Genomic DNA, 15,487 nt, shown 5'->3' with positions numbered 1-15,487 from the left:
CTAACAATGGTTTGTGACGCGCTGGTGTGGTGCCCCACCGCGCCTGCGGTGGGGCACGAACCTGTACGCGTTCCGCCCCGGCCACGAGCAAACCGCCAGGTCCGCTGACCGCACAGAAGCTCAGATGGCACACGTGCGCCGCACCGACCCCGGCACAGGGCACAAACGAGGCCCCAGGCGGCGCGTGGCAGTGCGCCACCCTCAAGGCGCCGCTGGACTACGCCAAGCCGGACGGCGAGACGATCAACGTCGCTCTGATCCGCGCCAAGGCCAAGGACCAGGACCAGCGCATCGGCTCGCTGCTATTCAACTTCGGCGGCCCCGGCGCCTCCGGCGTCTCCATACTCCCCAGCCTCGGCAAGGAGTTCCAGACGCTGAACTCGCGCTATGACCTGGTCAGCTTCGACCCGCGCGGCGTCGGCGAGAGCTCGGGCGTGACATGCCTCAGCGACAAGGAGATCGACGCCTACTACGCGGGTGACGGCTCGCCAAACGACGCCACCAGGCTGAAGGACGCGGCCGATTTCGGCAAGAAGTACATCCAGGGCTGCGAGCGGAACTCCGGCAAGGTCCTTTCGCACGTAGACACCGTGAGCGCCGCGCGTGACATGGACCTCATGCGTGAGGTCCTCGGCGACAAGAAGCTGTACTACTTCGGCATGTCGTACGGCACCGAGCTGGGCGGCGTGTACGCCCACCTCTTCCCCAAGAACGTGGGCCGTTCAGTCCTGGACGCCGTGGTCGACCCGCCCCAGGACCCGCTGCAGGAAACCCTCGGCCAAGCGAAGGGCTTCCAGCTCGCGCTGAACAACTACATGAAGGACTGCGCCGCCACCAAGGGCACCACATGTCCCACCGGCAAGGGCGGGGACGAGGGCAATCAGAAGCTCGCCGCCCTGCTGAAGAAGATCGACAAGCGGCCGCTGCCCACCCAGGACGGCCGCAAGCTCACCTCGGACCTGGCGTTCACCGGCATCATGTCAGCGCTCTACTCCACGGCGTACTGGCCCACGCTGACGACCGCGCTGGACGAGGCGCTGGTCCTCGGCCAGGGCAACGAGCTGCTGGCGCTCGCCGACGCCTACAACGGCCGCGACGAACAGGGCCGCTACACCAACGCCGACAACGCGAGCATCGCCATCAGCTGCGCGGACCAGAAGCAGCGCTACACAGACGGCGACGTGCAGGCAAATCTGCCGCAGTTCCGCAAAGCCTTGCCCTTCTTCGGCGAGGCCATGGCCGGGAGCATCACCAGCTGCACCGGCTGGCCGGTCACCGGCAAGACCGACAAACCACAAGTCAGCGCCAAGGGCTCGGCGCCGATCCTCGTCATCGGCAACACCGGCGACCCGGCCACCCCCTACGAGGGAGCACACAAGATGGCACAGGAGCTGGGCGACGGCGTGGGCGTCGAAATCACCCTTACCGGCCAGGGCCACGGCGGCTACGACAGCGGCAAACAGTTGCCTGAAGAAGGCCGTGGATCGCTACCTGCTGGAAGGCAAAGTCCCGGCACCCAACACCACCTGCTCATAACAACGGCCCGACACCACACACTCCGGGCCCAGGGCAAGACCGCGTTCCCACACTCCGCACCCCGCGCCAAGGACCGGTCCCATGCCCGGGCATCGACTCAATGGTCTGGGCTCACTCGCGACAGGCCGGCTGCCGAGAAGTGCATACAGGCAGGGCAACACGACGAGACCCAGCATGCTCCGCCGGACAGAACCTAACCGGGCGGACGGCCGAAGACCGGCCGCGCCCAGACAGGCGGATCCGGGGCCGGCCCGGGGTGCTGCACGGCTTCGACAACCCTGGGGTCCACCTGTGTCGGCGGATGCGCACCCTTGCCGACGCCGCTCGCAGTGGCACGCAGAGCCGCCACGAACTCCAGGCATGAGCCGTACCGGTCCTCGGGAGTCTTCGCCAGGGCCTTTGCCAGAACGTCGTCCATCGCCGACGGGATCCCCGGCCGTTTCTCGCTCAGGGCAGGTGGCTGATCGTACTGATGCGCCCACAGCAGCGCCATGTCCTCATCCCGCTGGAAAGGCGGCCCACCCGCGAGGGTTTCGTAGACAACGCAGGCAAGGCTATAAAGATCGCACCTGCCATCCACCGGGCGTCCTGAAATCTGCTCCGGTGCCACATAGTCGAGCGTGCCGACGAACTCGCCCACCTCAGTGAACCCGGTCAGCGACAACGACTTCTTCGTCAGCCCGAAATCCGTGAGATAGACATGCTCAGGGTGATCACTGTCGGTGCCCCCGGCAACCAGAATATTGCCGGGCTTGACATCCCGGTGCACCAAATCATGCTCATGGGCCGCATCAAGTGCCGACGCCACCTGAGCGGCGATACGCAGCGCAGTCGCAACCGGCAACGGACCGTCCCGGTCGAGCAAAGCCCGCAGATCCAGCCCCGAGACATAACGCATGGCGATATACAAGACACCATCCATCTCGCCGGCCTCAAAGATCGGCACAATATGAGGATGGTCGATCGCAGCAGCCACACGTGACTCGTGTGTGAAACGGCGACGGAAGGTGTCATTGCGGGCCAGCTCCGGGGCAAGCAGCTTCAGCGCAACCGTGCGGTCCAGACGCAAATCCCTGGCACGGTACACAACGGCCATTCCCCCGCGACCGATCTCACGCTCCACCCGGTAACCCGCAATCTGCGCCCCGATCAGACCCGAAGCCCGACCCGAATACAGACCCGCCCCATCCGACGCCGCACCCATTACACGCCATCACCCAACCGTGCGACAGCCGCGCGACAGACACACGGACCACCAGCTGGGTCACCGAAGCAGACGCCCCTGCCCAGCCCGACACCCCACACGCCCACCCCGCGGTGTCGGCTCGGACCCATCACCACGGAACCGGAACCGGCCTCGAAGACAAGCCCCGGCGCAGCCGAACCGACAGGCCGCTCACCCATACCCGAATTCTATCCAGTGATCCACACAACTGCTTGATTAGGATCGACCCCGATCTCAAGGCCGGTCGCCCACCACACCCCGGACACCCTTCTGCCAAAAGACCAGCCCGGCCGCCGACGGGCCACCTACGGGCCGACCCGCGTCCAGGTACGCCTGCCCGAGGGGTGGGCGGAAGTGGGCTGGATCCACCGCACCGTGGTCTCCCAGCCGTTCACCGACACGACCTTGCTGCCCGGAGTCGTCGCGCTTGAGTACCTCGCGCGGCTCCGCCGAAGGTACCTGGTGATCAATACCGCTGCCTTCGAGACAGCTTCGCCCCATCGTTGGCGAAAAGCCGACCGACACGCAACGCCGCCACAAGCCCGGCCGTCCTACCGCAAGTACTTGTACTCAGCTCTTAGTTGGAGGTAGGCATGCGAAGGTTGACGACAGCGGCCGCTGCGCTCGCGCTGGCAGGCGCCGGGCTGGTGGCCACGGCCGGGGTGGCCGGCGCCGCGACCGGCCAGGTGGGGAAGGCCGCCTCGGCCACCGCCTGCTCGACCGCCTGGGGCAGCAGCGGCAAGTCGGCCACAGACTCGGACTCCAGGCCGCTGAAGAACATCAAGACCAGCCAGAACACATGCTACGACCGCATGGTCTTCGACATCAGTGGTGCGACAGGCAAGCTCGGCTACCACGTCGGTTATGTCGACAAGTTCCACCAGGACGGCTCTGGTGAGCAGATACCGGTCAACGGCGGCGCCATCCTGCAGGTATATGTGTCCGCGCCGAGCTACGACCCGGCGACCGGTAGGCAGACCTACGCCGGGAAGGCCGGGCAGCCGCTGCCGGGTGTGAACATCACCGGATACAAGACGTTCAAGGACACCAAGTTCGGGGCGAGCTTCGAGGGGCAGACCCAGGTCGGCCTGGGCGTTCGCGCCAAGCTGCCGTTCCGGGTGCTCCAGTCCGGCGACCAGCTGATCGTGGACGTCGCGCACACCTGGTAACCCCGCGCAAGGCCAAAGGCTGCCAGGCCGCACCGCTGGTGCGGCCTGGCAGCCCGGATCCGAGCAGGGCGTGGTAAGCACGGGAGAGGCGGAGAAGATCGCCGTCGGAGCCGGCATCGGTGACCAACCGCAGCAAGCTGCCGAGCGCCAGACGCTCGGCAGCACAGGCTTCCAACTCTTGAGGAGACGAGTCCTGTTGTTGTGACGGGGCGGCCGGTGCAGGCGGCTTGTAGGAGGCAGACGCTGCGCATCGGGCCTGGGAGCCCGGAAACGTATCCAGGCTCCCAGGAACGGTTCAGGCGGGTAGAGAGGTCAGCCAGTCGGTCAGGAGCCGGTTGATCTCGGCGGGGCGCTCTTGCTGGATCCAGTGGCCGCAGCCGTCGAGGATGTGGGAGGAGACCAGGCCGGGCAGCGTGACGGGGTACGCCTTGATCGCGTCGGCCAGCCAGGTGGTGGAGGCGTCCAAACTGCCGCCGATGAACAGGGACGGCTGGGTGATGGGCGCGCCGTCGAAGTCGGCGAGGTCTTCCCAGTCCCGGTCCATGTTCCGGTAGCGGTTGAGTGCGCCGCTCATGCCGGTTCGCTCGAACTCCCCGGCGTAGACATCAAGGTCGTCCTCGCTGAGCCAGGCAGGCCGCCGGCCGACGGGGAACCGGTCGCGCAGCGTCCCGCCCCGACTGACGAAGTGCGGGCCGGGTGCGTCAGGGGCGGGCATGGTGTCGGCGGACAGGGCGGCGTAGAAGCCCGCGAGCCAGCCGCGGACGTCGGGCTCGATCTCGCCCTCGGCCCGACCGGGCTCCTGGAAGTAGGACACGTAGAACTCCTCGTCCCCGCCCATCTGCGCGAAGACCTCGCTGGGCCTCGGTCCGCCGCGCGGGATGTACGGAACACTGAGCAGCCCTACCGCGCGGAAGATGTCCGGTCTGGCCAGGGCGGAGTTGGCGGCGATGGTCGCCCCCCAGTCGTGGCCGACGATCACTGCGGACTGTTCGCCCAGGGCGTGCACGACTGCGGCGTTGTCCTCCACCAGGTTGAGCATCCGGTACGCGTCTGTGTCGCCGGGCTTGGAGGAACGGCCGTAGCCGCGGACATCGATGGCGACCGCGCGGTACCCCGCTGCGGCCAGCTCAGGCAGCTGGTGGCGCCAGGAGTACCAAGATTCCGGGAAGCCGTGCACGAGCAGCACCAGCGGCCCGGTGCCCTGTTCCACCAGGTGGATCCGGCCCGTGGGCGAGGAGACCAAGCGGTGAGTGACGTCCGTGGCTTGCTGTGGCATGAATCCTCCGGGGCTCTCGATCCGCCATGCGCGCCGAGCCCGTGCCGGCCCGCCGTTCAGCGCTTCAATACCGATCATGTGGCGAACGGTGCGGGCACAGCGAGTCTTCTTGCCGCTTCAGCAACACGGCTCTGGACGGTCCTGTCACATGCGTTCCGACGTTCCTGCCCGCGGCAAAGGCACGACGGCCGGACGGATGCGTCCGGCCCGGGTCCATCCGGGCCGCCCAGGTCCGCCTGGCTCAGGTCCGTCCGTCGCCCGGCCCCTCCGCCTCGTCCGCCTCAGACTCATCCGTCGCGGGACCGCCCGCTCTGGACGCCCCCGCCCGCAGCCCGTCCATCACGAGGTCCAGCAGACGCGTCGCACGCGGCTGCCAGTCGCTGTGCGGGTCGATCTGCCAGAGCCCGGCAATGGCGAGCACGAAGTCGTCGGGGGTCAGCCCCGGGCGGATGGTGCCGGCCTCCTCGTTCGCGTTCAGCAGGAGCGTGACCGCCTGGGTCACCGGGCCGTGACCCAGCTGAGCCAGGCTGCCGTGCGAGCTGGTGGTCTTGCGCAGCGCGTCGGCCAGGCCGGCCTTGGCCATGGCGTACTGGGCCAGGCGGTCCATCCACTCCCTCAGGGCCTGGTCAGGTGCGCGGGTCTGGAGCAGTTGGGCAGCGGTGTCGGCGACCTGCTGCATCTCGTAGCGGTAGACCTCCAGGACGAGGGCCTCGCGGTTGGGGAAGTTGCGGTAGAACGTCCCCTGCCCGACGCCCGCCTTCTTCGCGATCGCGCTCAGTGGGGCGTCCGCAGCCCGCGTCAGCTCTGCCAGCGCGACTTCCAGGATGCGCTCGCGATTCCGTTGCGCGTCCGAGCGCAGAGTCGCGCTCTTGTCTTCCTGCACTCGTCCTCCTTCCGGAATCACAGCCATGCCCGGCCTTGCTAACCGGACAGCTGTCCGCTAAGTTCAATGACTAACGGACAGCTGTCCGTTTAGGTCCACCATAGCGGCAGGTCCGGACAGCGTGACCGACCGGCGCCCCCGTCACTGGTTCATTCACCCGCATCGCCCTCGCCCTCCCGGACTCTCTGCCGGGATCGTCTCGTTCGACGCGCATCAGCAATGCGAAAGAAGGCTGATCATGGCCCCATCGACGTCCAGCGCCATCACCCTGAACATCAATGGCGAGAAGTACACGCTGCCCGTCGACCATCGCACCACCCTGCTCGACGCCCTGCGCGAGCATCTCGATCTGACCGGCACCAAGAAGGGCTGTGACCAGGGCCAATGCGGCGCCTGTACGGTGCTGATCGACGGGCGCCGCGCCGTTTCCTGCCTTCAGCTCGCGGTCGCGGCCGAGGGGCACGCGATCACCACCATCGAAGGCGTGGCCGATGGTGAGCGGCTGCATCCGGTGCAGCAGGCCTTTCTCGACCTCGACGGCTATCAGTGCGGTTACTGCACACCGGGGCAGATCTGTTCGGCCATCGCCGTGATCGAGGAACACGCGGCGGGCTGGCCGAGCGCCGTGACCGACGATGTCCGGCCCGAAGCGGGAGTGCCTGCGCTCACCGCCGAAGAGATCCGCGAGCGGATGAGCGGCAACCTGTGCCGCTGTGGCGCCTATGTGTCGATCGTGCAGGCGGTCGCGCGGGCGGCAGAGGCGGCCGAGGCCAAGGAGGCGGCAGCATGAGGGAATTCGGCTACGAACGCGCCTTCGACATCTCCGGAGCGGTCTCCCTGCTCGGCGCCGACCCCGACGCCCGCTTCCTCGGCGGCGGCACCAACCTCGTCGACCTGATGAAGGCCGGTGTGGAAAGGCCCGCGCTGCTCATCGACGTGACCGAACTTCCTCTCGACGGAGTGGAGTTCACTCAGGACGGTGGGCTGCGCATCGGCGCGACCGTCACCAACAGCGATCTCGCGGCCCACCCCGAAGTACGGCGTCGCTACCCGGCGTTGACGCAGGCCGTCCTGGCCGGAGCCTCGGGACAGCTGCGCAACATGGCCACGGTCGGCGGGAATCTGCTCCAGCGGACCCGCTGCGGCTACTTCACCGACCTGAGCAAACCGTGCAACAAGCGTGTCCCCGGCAGCGGTTGCCCCGCCGTCACGGGCGAGCACCACAACCACGCGATCCTCGGTGCCTCCGAGCACTGCGTCGCCACCCATCCCTCGGACATGGCGGTCGCGCTCGACGCCTTCGACGCCGTCATCTCGTACGAAACGGTGGACGGGCCGGGCGAGTTGCCGATTGCCCAGTTCTATCTGCCCGTAGGCGACACCCCGCACAGCGAGACTGCCCTTCCGCCCGGCGCGCTGGTCACCGGCGTCACGCTGCCGCCTGCCCCGGTCGCCGCCCACTCTCGGTACCGGAAGGTGCGCGAGCGCGCCTCGTACGCGTTCGCGATCGGCTCGATCGCCGCCGCGCTCGACGTCCAGGACGATGTCGTACGCGAAGTGCGCCTCGCGTTCGGGGCGGTCGCGTCCCGGCCGTGGCGGGCCCGTGCGGCCGAGCGGGTGCTGATCGGCGGCCCGGCGAGCGCGGAGGCGTTCGCCGCCGCGGCGGATGCCGAACTGGCGGCCGCGGAGGCGCTTCCCGAGAACGGATACAAGGTGACGCTGATACGCAACCTCGTCGTGGCCGTGCTGACCGAACTCACCGAGGAGGCAACCCGATGACGACGACCAAAATCGCCGCCGTGACGGGAGCCGTCGGCTCCGCCCACGCCCGGGTGGAGGGCCGGGACAAGGTCACCGGGGCGGCCCGCTACGCCGGAGAGATCTCCTTCGCCGAACTCGCCCACGGCTGGCTGGTGTTGTCGACCGTGGCCCGTGGCCGTATCCGCTCCGTGGCGGACGCCGCCGTCCTGGCCATGCCCGGCGTCCTCACCGTGCTGCATCACGGGAACGCGCCGCGCGTCGACACCGACTATGTCGGCATGCTGGGGCGGCCGAACCCGATCGTCGGGATCTTCCAGCACGACCGCGTGCCCTTCGTGGGCTGGCCGGTTGCGCTGGTCGTGGCCGAGACGTCCGAGCAGGCCAGGGAGGCCGCCGAGGCGCTGGTGGTTCGATACGACCAGGAGCCGCACGACGTCGCGTTCTTCCCGGGACATTCCGGTGCGTACACACCGGAGAACACCCCGATGGTCCAGGCCGTGACGGAGAAGGGGGACGTAGAGGCCCAACTCGGCGCTTCCGCAGTCGTCGTGGACGAGGAGTACACCACACCGGAGGAACACCACAACGCGATGGAGCCGCATGCGGCGACCGCTCGCTGGGACGGTGGCCGGCTCGACGTCGTCGACTCCAACCAGGGCAGCACCTGGGTGGCGGGCGAACTGGCGTCGCTCTTCTCACTCGATCCGGCTTCCGTACGGGTACGGGCCGAGCACGTCGGCGGCGGCTTCGGATCAAAGGGCCTGAGCCCCCACCAAGTGGCCGCCGTGATGGCCACGACCGTCCTCCATCGCCCGGTACGCGTCGTACTGACCCGCCGCCAGATGTTCTCCCTCGTCGGTTACCGCAGCCCCACGGTGCAGCGGATCAGGCTCGGCGCCGACGCGGACGGGCGGCTGCGCGCGTTCGACCACCAGGCGCAGAGTGTGACCTCGACCGTGCACGAGTTCATCGAGACGAGCGCCGTGATGGGGCGCGTGATGTACGACGCCGACGCGCATCACACCCTTCACCGGCTCGTACGGCTCGACGTGCCGACCCCGACCTGGATGCGCGCACCGGGTGAGGCACCGGGGTCCTTCGCCCTCGAATCCGCCCTCGACGAACTGGCCGAGAAGTGCGGCATCGACCCGATCGAGTTGCGCGCGCGCAACGAACCCGAGACGGGTCCCGTGTCCGGGCTGCCGTTCAGCAGCCGCAATGTGCTGGCCTGCTTCGAGGAGGGCGCCCGCCGCTTCGGCTGGGCGGACCGCGACCCGCGGCCCGGCCTGCGCCGTGAGGGGCGCTGGCTGCTCGGGACCGGCACGGCGGCGGCCACCTACCCCTCGGGAGTCGGCCCGTCCACTGCCGCCGTGACCGCGGAGCCGGACCGAACCTTCACCGTGCGGATCAACGCGACGGACATCGGGACCGGGGCACGGACCGCGATCACCTTGATCGCCGCGGACGCGCTGGCGGTGGATCCGGACCGCATCCGTCTGCACATCGCGGACAGCGACCTCGGCCCGGCGATGATCGCCGGCGGCTCGACGGGCACGCGCTCCTGGGCATGGGCAGTGAGGGTCGCGGCGGAGGAACTGCGGGAGCGACTGGCCCTCGGAGGCAGCATTCCCCCGGAGGGGATCACCGCCCGGTCGAACACCGCCGAGGCCATCGGCGCCCTCGCGGAGAAGGAACGGCACTCCTTCGGGGCACACTTCGCCGAAGTCGCGGTGGACATCACCACCGGTGAGGTGCGCGCGCGACGGCTGCTCGGCATCTACGCCGCGGGCACCATCGTCAACCCGCTCACCGCCCGCAGCCAGCTCATCGGCGGAATGACCTGGGGGCTGTCCATGGCCCTGCACGAGGAGGCGATCAGGGACCAGGCCTCCGGCGGCCACGTCGGCGCCGACCTCGCCGGCTACCACTTCGCCGCGCACGCCGACGTGCCGCCGATCGAGGCGGACTGGGTGGACGACCCCCTCCCGGACGACCCGGTCGGTATCAAGGGCATCGGCGAGATAGGCGTCGTGGGCGTCGCCGCCGCGATCGCCAACGCGGTGTGGCACGCGACCGGAGTACGCCACCGGGACCTGCCGATCCGTCCGGACCGCGTCCTGCGGGCAGCGGACGAAGCCCGGCGTCGGGCGGCGGAGGGAGCCCGGAGTGCTTGACATCGCCGAGGAGTTGAACCGCTGGTTCGATCAGGGCCGGGACTTCGCCGTAGCCACCGTCGTGGCCGCCCGCGGCAGCGCGCCGCGCGGTCCCGGCGCCGCCCTGGCCGTCGACAGTCACGGCACCGCCATCGGTTCCGTCTCCGGCGGTTGCGTGGAAGGGGCGGTGTACGACCTCTGCGTCCAGGCGCTCCAGGACGGCCGGACAGTGCGCGAACGGTTCGGATACAGCGACGAGGACGCCTTCGCGGTGGGACTCACCTGTGGCGGCGTCATCGAAGTCCTGGTCACGGCGGTGCGCGCGGACGCGCCGGTGTTCCAGGCAGGGGTGGCGGCCGCGGACCGAGGAGAGGCAGCGGCACTCGCCCGGGTGGCCCGGGGCCCGGGCGAACTGCTCGGCAGGGCGCTGCTCGTCCACCCCGACGGATCGTACGAGGGCAGCCTCGACGGACATCCGGAACTGGATCGGACGGCGGCGGCGGAGGCCCGCGCGATGCTGGACACCGGCCGCACGGGCACCGTCGAGATCGCGGAGGACGGGTCGCTCTGCCCGGGCGGCGTGACGCTGTTCGTGGAGTCGAGGGTGCCGCCGCCCCGGATGATCGTCTTTGGCGCCGTGGACTTCGCGACGGCGCTCGTACGGGCGGGCAAGTTCCTCGGCTACCACGTGACCGTGTGCGACGCCCGGCCGGTCTTCGCCACCCGCGTCCGGTTCCCCACGGCCGACGACGTCGTGGTCGACTGGCCGCACCGCTACCTCCGGCGCACCGCGACCGACGAACGAACCGTCCTGTGCGTGCTCACCCATGACGCCAAATTCGACGTTCCTCTGCTGGAGACGGCCCTGCGGCTGCCGGTCGCGTTCGTCGGCGCGATGGGCTCGCGCCGCACCCACGAGGACCGCAACCGGCGCCTGCGCGAAGTAGGCGTCACCGACCGCGAGTTGGCCCGCCTGCGCTCCCCGATCGGCCTCGACCTCGGCGCCCGCACCCCCGAGGAGACCGCCCTGTCCATCGCGGCGGAGATCGTCGCGGCGCGCCGGGGCGGGACGGGGGTTCCGCTGACCGGTTCGGGGACTCCCATTCACCATGACGTGGACGGGAGGGAGGAGGGCGAGGCCCGCTCCCGAGCCGCGGCGTGACCCGGCTCGGCTGCAAGGCGTGAAGGCCGGGGCGTCGCCGTGCAGGACAACCGGGAGCCCGAAGGCATCGCGGAGTCCGAGAAACCGTGGTCGGCCTCGCCCTGCTCGGGCCGCTGACGTCCACATCATGGGCGGCCGAGAGGCAGTTCGTCCCCCTCGGGCGGTCAGCAACCCGGCGCCGAGTCCGCCAGCCGGCCACGCGGCCTGGGCCGTGACTCGTCCTGGTCGCCGCGCAGCAGTTGCAGCCCGCTGTGACGAGCGCCGGGGCGTCTCGGCCTGACGGCGACGTACGGGATCGCGATGCAGCGCATTCCGGCGGCGTGTGCGGCGGCGGCACCCGGGCGGCGTCCGCCAGGGCCACGCAGTCGGCCGCGGACACTCCCCGGCGGCGCGGCGCCTCCAGGAGACCGAGACGGTCTGCGAGATCGCGGCAACGCTCGAGGAGCTTGTCACAGCTGAGTGGGCGAGCACTCCATGCCAGAGTAGCGACGATGCTTCGGACGGCCGCAGCACCCTGCGGCGGCCGGAGGCCGCTACGCGGGGCCCTCTCGGGCAGCCGAGTCGCCGGTTGGCTCGCGACTGCCATAGCTGCGGGAGCAGCCCCTAGCGGAGACGATGGGGGGAGGCAGGGCCACGCAAGCCGAGCCGCGGGCTCGGGTAGCGCCCTGACACCGCTGGGTGGCGGCGTGTGCAGTGAGGAGAGCCTGGGATGTGTGCAGCCGAGTCCCTGCGGAGCGGTCCCGACACGGCGGGCGTCGCTCCGACCGCGTCTGGTGGCCTCCTCGATGTGCTGAGCGTGGCGGCCATTCTCCTTGACGCCGAGGGCAGGATCGATCTCTGGAGCCCGCAGGCGGAGGACCTGTTCGGCTACAGCGCCGCGGAGGCCCTCGGCGAGTTCGCGGGCCGCCTGCTGATCGACGATGAGCACCTGGAGGCGGTGCTGGAGCTGTTCGCCCAGGTCATGGAGGGTGGCGGCAGCTGGGCCGGAGTCTTCCCCGTCCGGCACAAGGACGGCAGCAGGCGGCTGGTGGAGTTCCGCAACATGCGGCTGCTGGACGACCAGGGGGACTATTACGCCCTGGGTCTGGCCGCGGATCAGGCAACGCTACGGCAGGTCGAACGGGACCTGGCATTGTCCGCCCGCCTGGTGTCCCAGTCGCCGATCGGACTGGGTGTACTGGACACTGACCTTCGGTACGTCTCGGTCAACCCGGCGGAGGAGCGGATGAACGGCGTGCCTGCCGCCGAGCATGTGGGCCGGCACGTCCATGAGGTGCTTCCCTTCTTGGACGAGTCCTTCGAAGCGACGATGCGCGCGGTTTTGGCTACTGGCACCCCGGTCGTGGACCAGTACACAGTCGGCCGCACCCCAGCCGACCCGGACAATGAGCATGCTTGGTCGATCTCTTTCCACCGGCTCGAAGCGCCCAACGGGAAGGTGCTGGGGGTGGTGACCTCCAGCGTGGACGTCACCGAACGGCACCGTGCCGTCCAGGAACAACGCCGCACCGTGCTCACCCTCCAGCGCAGCCTGCTACCCCGCTCGCCACCGCAGCGGCCGGGGCTGGCTGTCGCCTCCCGGTACCAGCCGGCCCTGGCGGCCAGCGAGATCGGCGGCGACTGGTTCGACGTCATTGCGCTCGGTGGCGACAAGACCGCCCTCGTTGTCGGTGATGTCATGGGCAGCGGCGTCAGCGCCGCCGCCAGCATGGGTCAGCTCCGCACCGCCACCCGCACCCTGGCCGGCCTCGACCTCGACCCCGCCCAGGTCCTCCAGCAACTCGACCACATCACCGAGGACCTGGAGCAGGACACGATCGCCACTTGCGTCTACGCCGTCTACGACCCGCACAGCGCGCAGTGCCGCATCTCCCTCGCCGGCCACCTGCCCCCAGCTCTCCTCCGCCTTGACGGAAAGCACGAACTGCTCAAGCTGCCCACCGGAACCCCGCTGGGCGTCGGCGACGTCGACTTCCGCACCACCACACTGGCGCTGCATCCGGGCGATCAGCTCGTCCTGTACACCGATGGGCTGGTCGAGAGGCGCGACCAGCCCATCGACGCATGCCTGGACACCCTGCTCGCCCTCCTGGACGACCCGCATCGCTCCTTGGACGCAACCTGCGAGCTGCTCCTGCACACCCTGCGCCACCCCGGCGACCACGACGACGTCGCGCTGCTCATCGCCCGAGTCCTACCCTCCGTACTCAGCCGCGACGGCACACACCCGCCCGTGGCCTGAGAACTCCGAGCGAGCGTGCCTGCCCCGAGACCGGCAGCACGTACGGCAAGTTCCACAGTTGCTGGTCCCCTTCCAGCCCCGTGCATTCCCCAGGAACGCGCCGCCAAGAGGGCCGGGCAGAAATCGGCCGTCGATTCGTCCCGGAGGTCGTCAGGTGCAGGTCTGCGGTGAGCGCTTTGCGCCTTTGGGAGAGACCGCGCCGGGATGCAGCGCGCCGCACTCCGGAAAAGACTATGGGCAGTTTTCCGTTTTGGTTGCCGCCCGCTTGTGCGATTGAGGTTTCCAATGAATCCGATTGGTGCTGCCTGTTCGTCCCAGGGGATAAAACAGGAGTCTGTCCCGCCCGCCCCGGGCAGACACGGCGAGGCCTGCGCGGGCCGGGGGCGGATACAGCGGTCGCTGGCATGCTCAGCTGCGGGCATACTGCTCACGGGCTGCTTCGCTGCCGGTCAGAACGCAGCCGGTGACCGGGGTGGACGCCCCACGGCGCAGCACCAGACGCCGGTGACGTCGGGGAACGGAAAGCCGGCCAAAGCGCCGCCAAGCAGCCCCGGCACACGGGCGCCGGCCCCGACGGATGTGAACAGTGTGCTCGCCCGCTCTCTCGAACCGGTCCGAACGCGGAGCGGCGCTCAGGTATCGGTCGCTGTTCTGGAGCCCAGGAACGGTCGGCGGGCGGTGTACGGCCCACAAGGGCACGTCACCGCGAGCGTGGTGAAGGTGGATATTCTGGCGACCCTGCTGCTGCGTGCCCAGCACGAGAGACGGCCGCTCACCCGGTGGGAGGCATCGACCGCCGCTTCGATGATCCAGAGCAGCGACAACGCCTCCGCCAATGCCCTGTGGCAGCGTATCGGCGGCGGCCAAGGACTCACTGAGGCCAACAGGACCCTGGGGTTGACCTCCACCCAAGCGGGGCCGGGCCCCCAGTGGGGCCTCACCCAGACCACCGCGGCAGACCAGCTGGCCCTGCTGTCCGCCGTGTTTGACGACCATTCACCGCTGAATCGAGCCTCACGCGACCTGATCCAGTCCCTCATGGGCGAGATCGACGCCGACCAGGACTGGGGGGTGTCCGCGGCAGGCAGCCGTTGGCAACTCAAGAACGGCTGGCTGCTGCGCCCCCAATCCCAACGCTGGGCAATCAACAGCATGGGGCGGGTCAAGGCACACGGGAGCACGTTCTACCTCGTGATCCTCTCTCACGGCAGCCCGAGCATGTCCCAGGGCATCTCCGCCGTGGAGCAGGCAGCGCAGTCAGCCGTACATGTCCTTTGCAGCACTCCCCCTCCTGTGTCCCCGATCATCCGCTGACCTCTGCCCTGCCGCCCGAGGCCGCATCCCCACTGACACGAGTAGTTGCCTATGAGGCGGTGTTCGCGACGCTCGACGAGCTTGACGCCCCTGCGCCCCACATTTGCGTCAGGAGCTCAAGACGCCCGCTTGCCCGCCCGCCACTCCGGTGCAAGCACCGACCAGACCTCCTCGTCGTGCCGCTTCCCCCGGTACAGGTAGCTCTCCCGCAGCACGCCGTCTTTCGTCATCCCGAGCCGCCCCGCCACGGCGATGCTGGCCTCGTTCGCCGCCGAGACCCACCACTCCACGCGGTGGATGCCCCGCTCCTCGACGGCCCAATCGATGAGCACGCGCGCGGCCCCGGTCACCAGCCCCTTGCCCACCGCCGACGGCTCCAGCCAGCAGCCCGCCTCGGCGGTGCCCTGCTCGACGTCCATCCTCCGGAAGAGGACCGCGCCGACCAGCCTGCCGTCCGTCCAGATGCCGTAGAGCCGCCCGGCGTCGGCTGCGGCCTTCTCCGCGTACGCCTGGAGGAACGCCCGGCTCGACTCCAGGTCCGTTACGACGTCGGGTAGCGCGTTGTGCTGCCCGATGAACTCCCGACCTCGGTCCACGTGGGTCAGGAACTCCTCGGCCTGCCACGGTTCGAGTGGGCGCAGCTCGGCCCCGTCGTCGCCCAGGGATATCGCGTACATCGTTGCCTTCCACGGTCGGAACCAGCACACACGGCGCGAAGGGATCTTCTCACGGGCGTCGTCACGGGCGACTGGGACGGCGTCACGTG

General features: G+C 69.3%; 12 protein-coding genes and 1 pseudogene. 9 read left to right on the top strand and 4 right to left on the bottom strand.

The annotated features are described in order from the left end of the window. Positions 1-26: 26 nt before the first annotated feature. Positions 27-1,397 (top strand): annotated as a pseudogene (locus tag ACFWDI_RS08815) (alpha/beta hydrolase); the annotation flags it as partial. An 82-nt stretch (positions 1,398-1,479) separates the two neighbouring features. Further along, the gene (locus ACFWDI_RS08810; protein ID WP_385302452.1) at positions 1,480-1,536 is read left to right on the top strand and encodes a hypothetical protein; all 57 of its coding nucleotides are present in this window, start codon (positions 1,480-1,482) and stop codon (positions 1,534-1,536) included. Between the two features lie 193 nt (positions 1,537-1,729). Here the strand turns inward: ACFWDI_RS08810 and ACFWDI_RS08805 are convergent, their stop codons facing one another. Beyond that, positions 1,730-2,740 (bottom strand): serine/threonine-protein kinase, encoded by a 1,011-nt coding sequence (locus ACFWDI_RS08805; RefSeq protein ID WP_385302226.1) that lies wholly within the window; start codon positions 2,738-2,740, stop codon positions 1,730-1,732. Between the two features lie 614 nt (positions 2,741-3,354). Between ACFWDI_RS08805 and ACFWDI_RS08800 the strand changes: the two genes are divergently transcribed. Then, a complete protein-coding gene (locus ACFWDI_RS08800) occupies positions 3,355-3,930 on the top strand; it encodes a hypothetical protein (protein ID WP_385302223.1) in 576 nt (191 codons plus the stop codon). Positions 3,931-4,225: 295 nt separating this feature from the next. Here the strand turns inward: ACFWDI_RS08800 and ACFWDI_RS08795 are convergent, their stop codons facing one another. Together ACFWDI_RS08795 and ACFWDI_RS08790 are read right to left on the bottom strand one after the other, a co-directional pair. After that, positions 4,226-5,206, bottom strand: coding sequence for an alpha/beta fold hydrolase (locus tag ACFWDI_RS08795; RefSeq protein ID WP_385302221.1), 981 nt, complete (start codon positions 5,204-5,206; stop codon positions 4,226-4,228). 241 nt (positions 5,207-5,447) lie between these two features. Beyond that, positions 5,448-6,116, bottom strand: coding sequence for a TetR/AcrR family transcriptional regulator (locus ACFWDI_RS08790; RefSeq protein ID WP_385302219.1), 669 nt, complete (start codon positions 6,114-6,116; stop codon positions 5,448-5,450). A 211-nt stretch (positions 6,117-6,327) separates the two neighbouring features. On the opposite strand from ACFWDI_RS08790, the gene ACFWDI_RS08785 reads away from it, so the two are divergent. The 6 genes from ACFWDI_RS08785 (at position 6,328) to ACFWDI_RS08760 (ending at position 14,721) form a co-directional block, all read left to right on the top strand. After that, the gene (locus ACFWDI_RS08785; protein WP_385302450.1) at positions 6,328-6,879 is read left to right on the top strand and encodes a 2Fe-2S iron-sulfur cluster-binding protein; all 552 of its coding nucleotides are present in this window, start codon (positions 6,328-6,330) and stop codon (positions 6,877-6,879) included. After that, complete coding sequence (locus ACFWDI_RS08780; RefSeq protein WP_385302218.1) at positions 6,876-7,868, top strand: FAD binding domain-containing protein; 993 nt, start codon at positions 6,876-6,878, stop codon at positions 7,866-7,868. Before ACFWDI_RS08785 ends, ACFWDI_RS08780 begins: the two co-directional genes overlap by 4 nt. Further along, positions 7,865-10,024, top strand: coding sequence for a xanthine dehydrogenase family protein molybdopterin-binding subunit (locus ACFWDI_RS08775; protein WP_385302217.1), 2,160 nt, complete (start codon positions 7,865-7,867; stop codon positions 10,022-10,024). The genes ACFWDI_RS08780 and ACFWDI_RS08775 overlap by 4 nt, the downstream gene beginning before the upstream one ends. Then, complete coding sequence (locus tag ACFWDI_RS08770) at positions 10,017-11,165, top strand: XdhC family protein (RefSeq protein WP_385302215.1); 1,149 nt, start codon at positions 10,017-10,019, stop codon at positions 11,163-11,165. Before ACFWDI_RS08775 ends, ACFWDI_RS08770 begins: the two co-directional genes overlap by 8 nt. A 709-nt stretch (positions 11,166-11,874) precedes the next feature. Next, entirely contained in the window at positions 11,875-13,407 is a 1,533-nt protein-coding gene (locus ACFWDI_RS08765; RefSeq protein WP_385302213.1) for a SpoIIE family protein phosphatase, read from the top strand. Positions 13,408-14,127: 720 nt separating this feature from the next. Beyond that, complete coding sequence (locus ACFWDI_RS08760; protein WP_385302211.1) at positions 14,128-14,721, top strand: serine hydrolase; 594 nt, start codon at positions 14,128-14,130, stop codon at positions 14,719-14,721. Between the two features lie 116 nt (positions 14,722-14,837). On the opposite strand, the gene ACFWDI_RS08755 is transcribed toward ACFWDI_RS08760, so the two are convergent. After that, complete coding sequence (locus tag ACFWDI_RS08755) at positions 14,838-15,398, bottom strand: GNAT family N-acetyltransferase (protein WP_385302209.1); 561 nt, start codon at positions 15,396-15,398, stop codon at positions 14,838-14,840. Positions 15,399-15,487 lie beyond the last annotated feature (89 nt).

Source organism: Streptomyces sp. NPDC060064 (genome assembly GCF_042736455.1).
In the GTDB taxonomy this organism is placed as follows: Bacteria; Actinomycetota; Actinomycetes; order Streptomycetales; family Streptomycetaceae; genus Streptomyces.
Note: the sequence above shows the minus strand (reverse complement) of the source record. Positions and strands in the feature narration are given on the sequence as shown.

Coding starts and splice junctions, on each gene's coding strand:
- ACFWDI_RS08790 (WP_385302219.1), bottom strand. CDS start 6,116: ATGGCTGTGATTCCGGAAGGAGGACGAGTGCAGGAAGACAAGAGCGCG.
- ACFWDI_RS08780 (WP_385302218.1), top strand. CDS start 6,876: ATGAGGGAATTCGGCTACGAACGCGCCTTCGACATCTCCGGAGCGGTC.
- ACFWDI_RS08765 (WP_385302213.1), top strand. CDS start 11,875: ATGTGTGCAGCCGAGTCCCTGCGGAGCGGTCCCGACACGGCGGGCGTC.
- ACFWDI_RS08775 (WP_385302217.1), top strand. CDS start 7,865: ATGACGACGACCAAAATCGCCGCCGTGACGGGAGCCGTCGGCTCCGCC.
- ACFWDI_RS08755 (WP_385302209.1), bottom strand. CDS start 15,398: ATGTACGCGATATCCCTGGGCGACGACGGGGCCGAGCTGCGCCCACTC.
- ACFWDI_RS08785 (WP_385302450.1), top strand. CDS start 6,328: ATGGCCCCATCGACGTCCAGCGCCATCACCCTGAACATCAATGGCGAG.
- ACFWDI_RS08805 (WP_385302226.1), bottom strand. CDS start 2,740: ATGGGTGCGGCGTCGGATGGGGCGGGTCTGTATTCGGGTCGGGCTTCG.
- ACFWDI_RS08795 (WP_385302221.1), bottom strand. CDS start 5,206: ATGCCACAGCAAGCCACGGACGTCACTCACCGCTTGGTCTCCTCGCCC.
- ACFWDI_RS08800 (WP_385302223.1), top strand. CDS start 3,355: ATGCGAAGGTTGACGACAGCGGCCGCTGCGCTCGCGCTGGCAGGCGCC.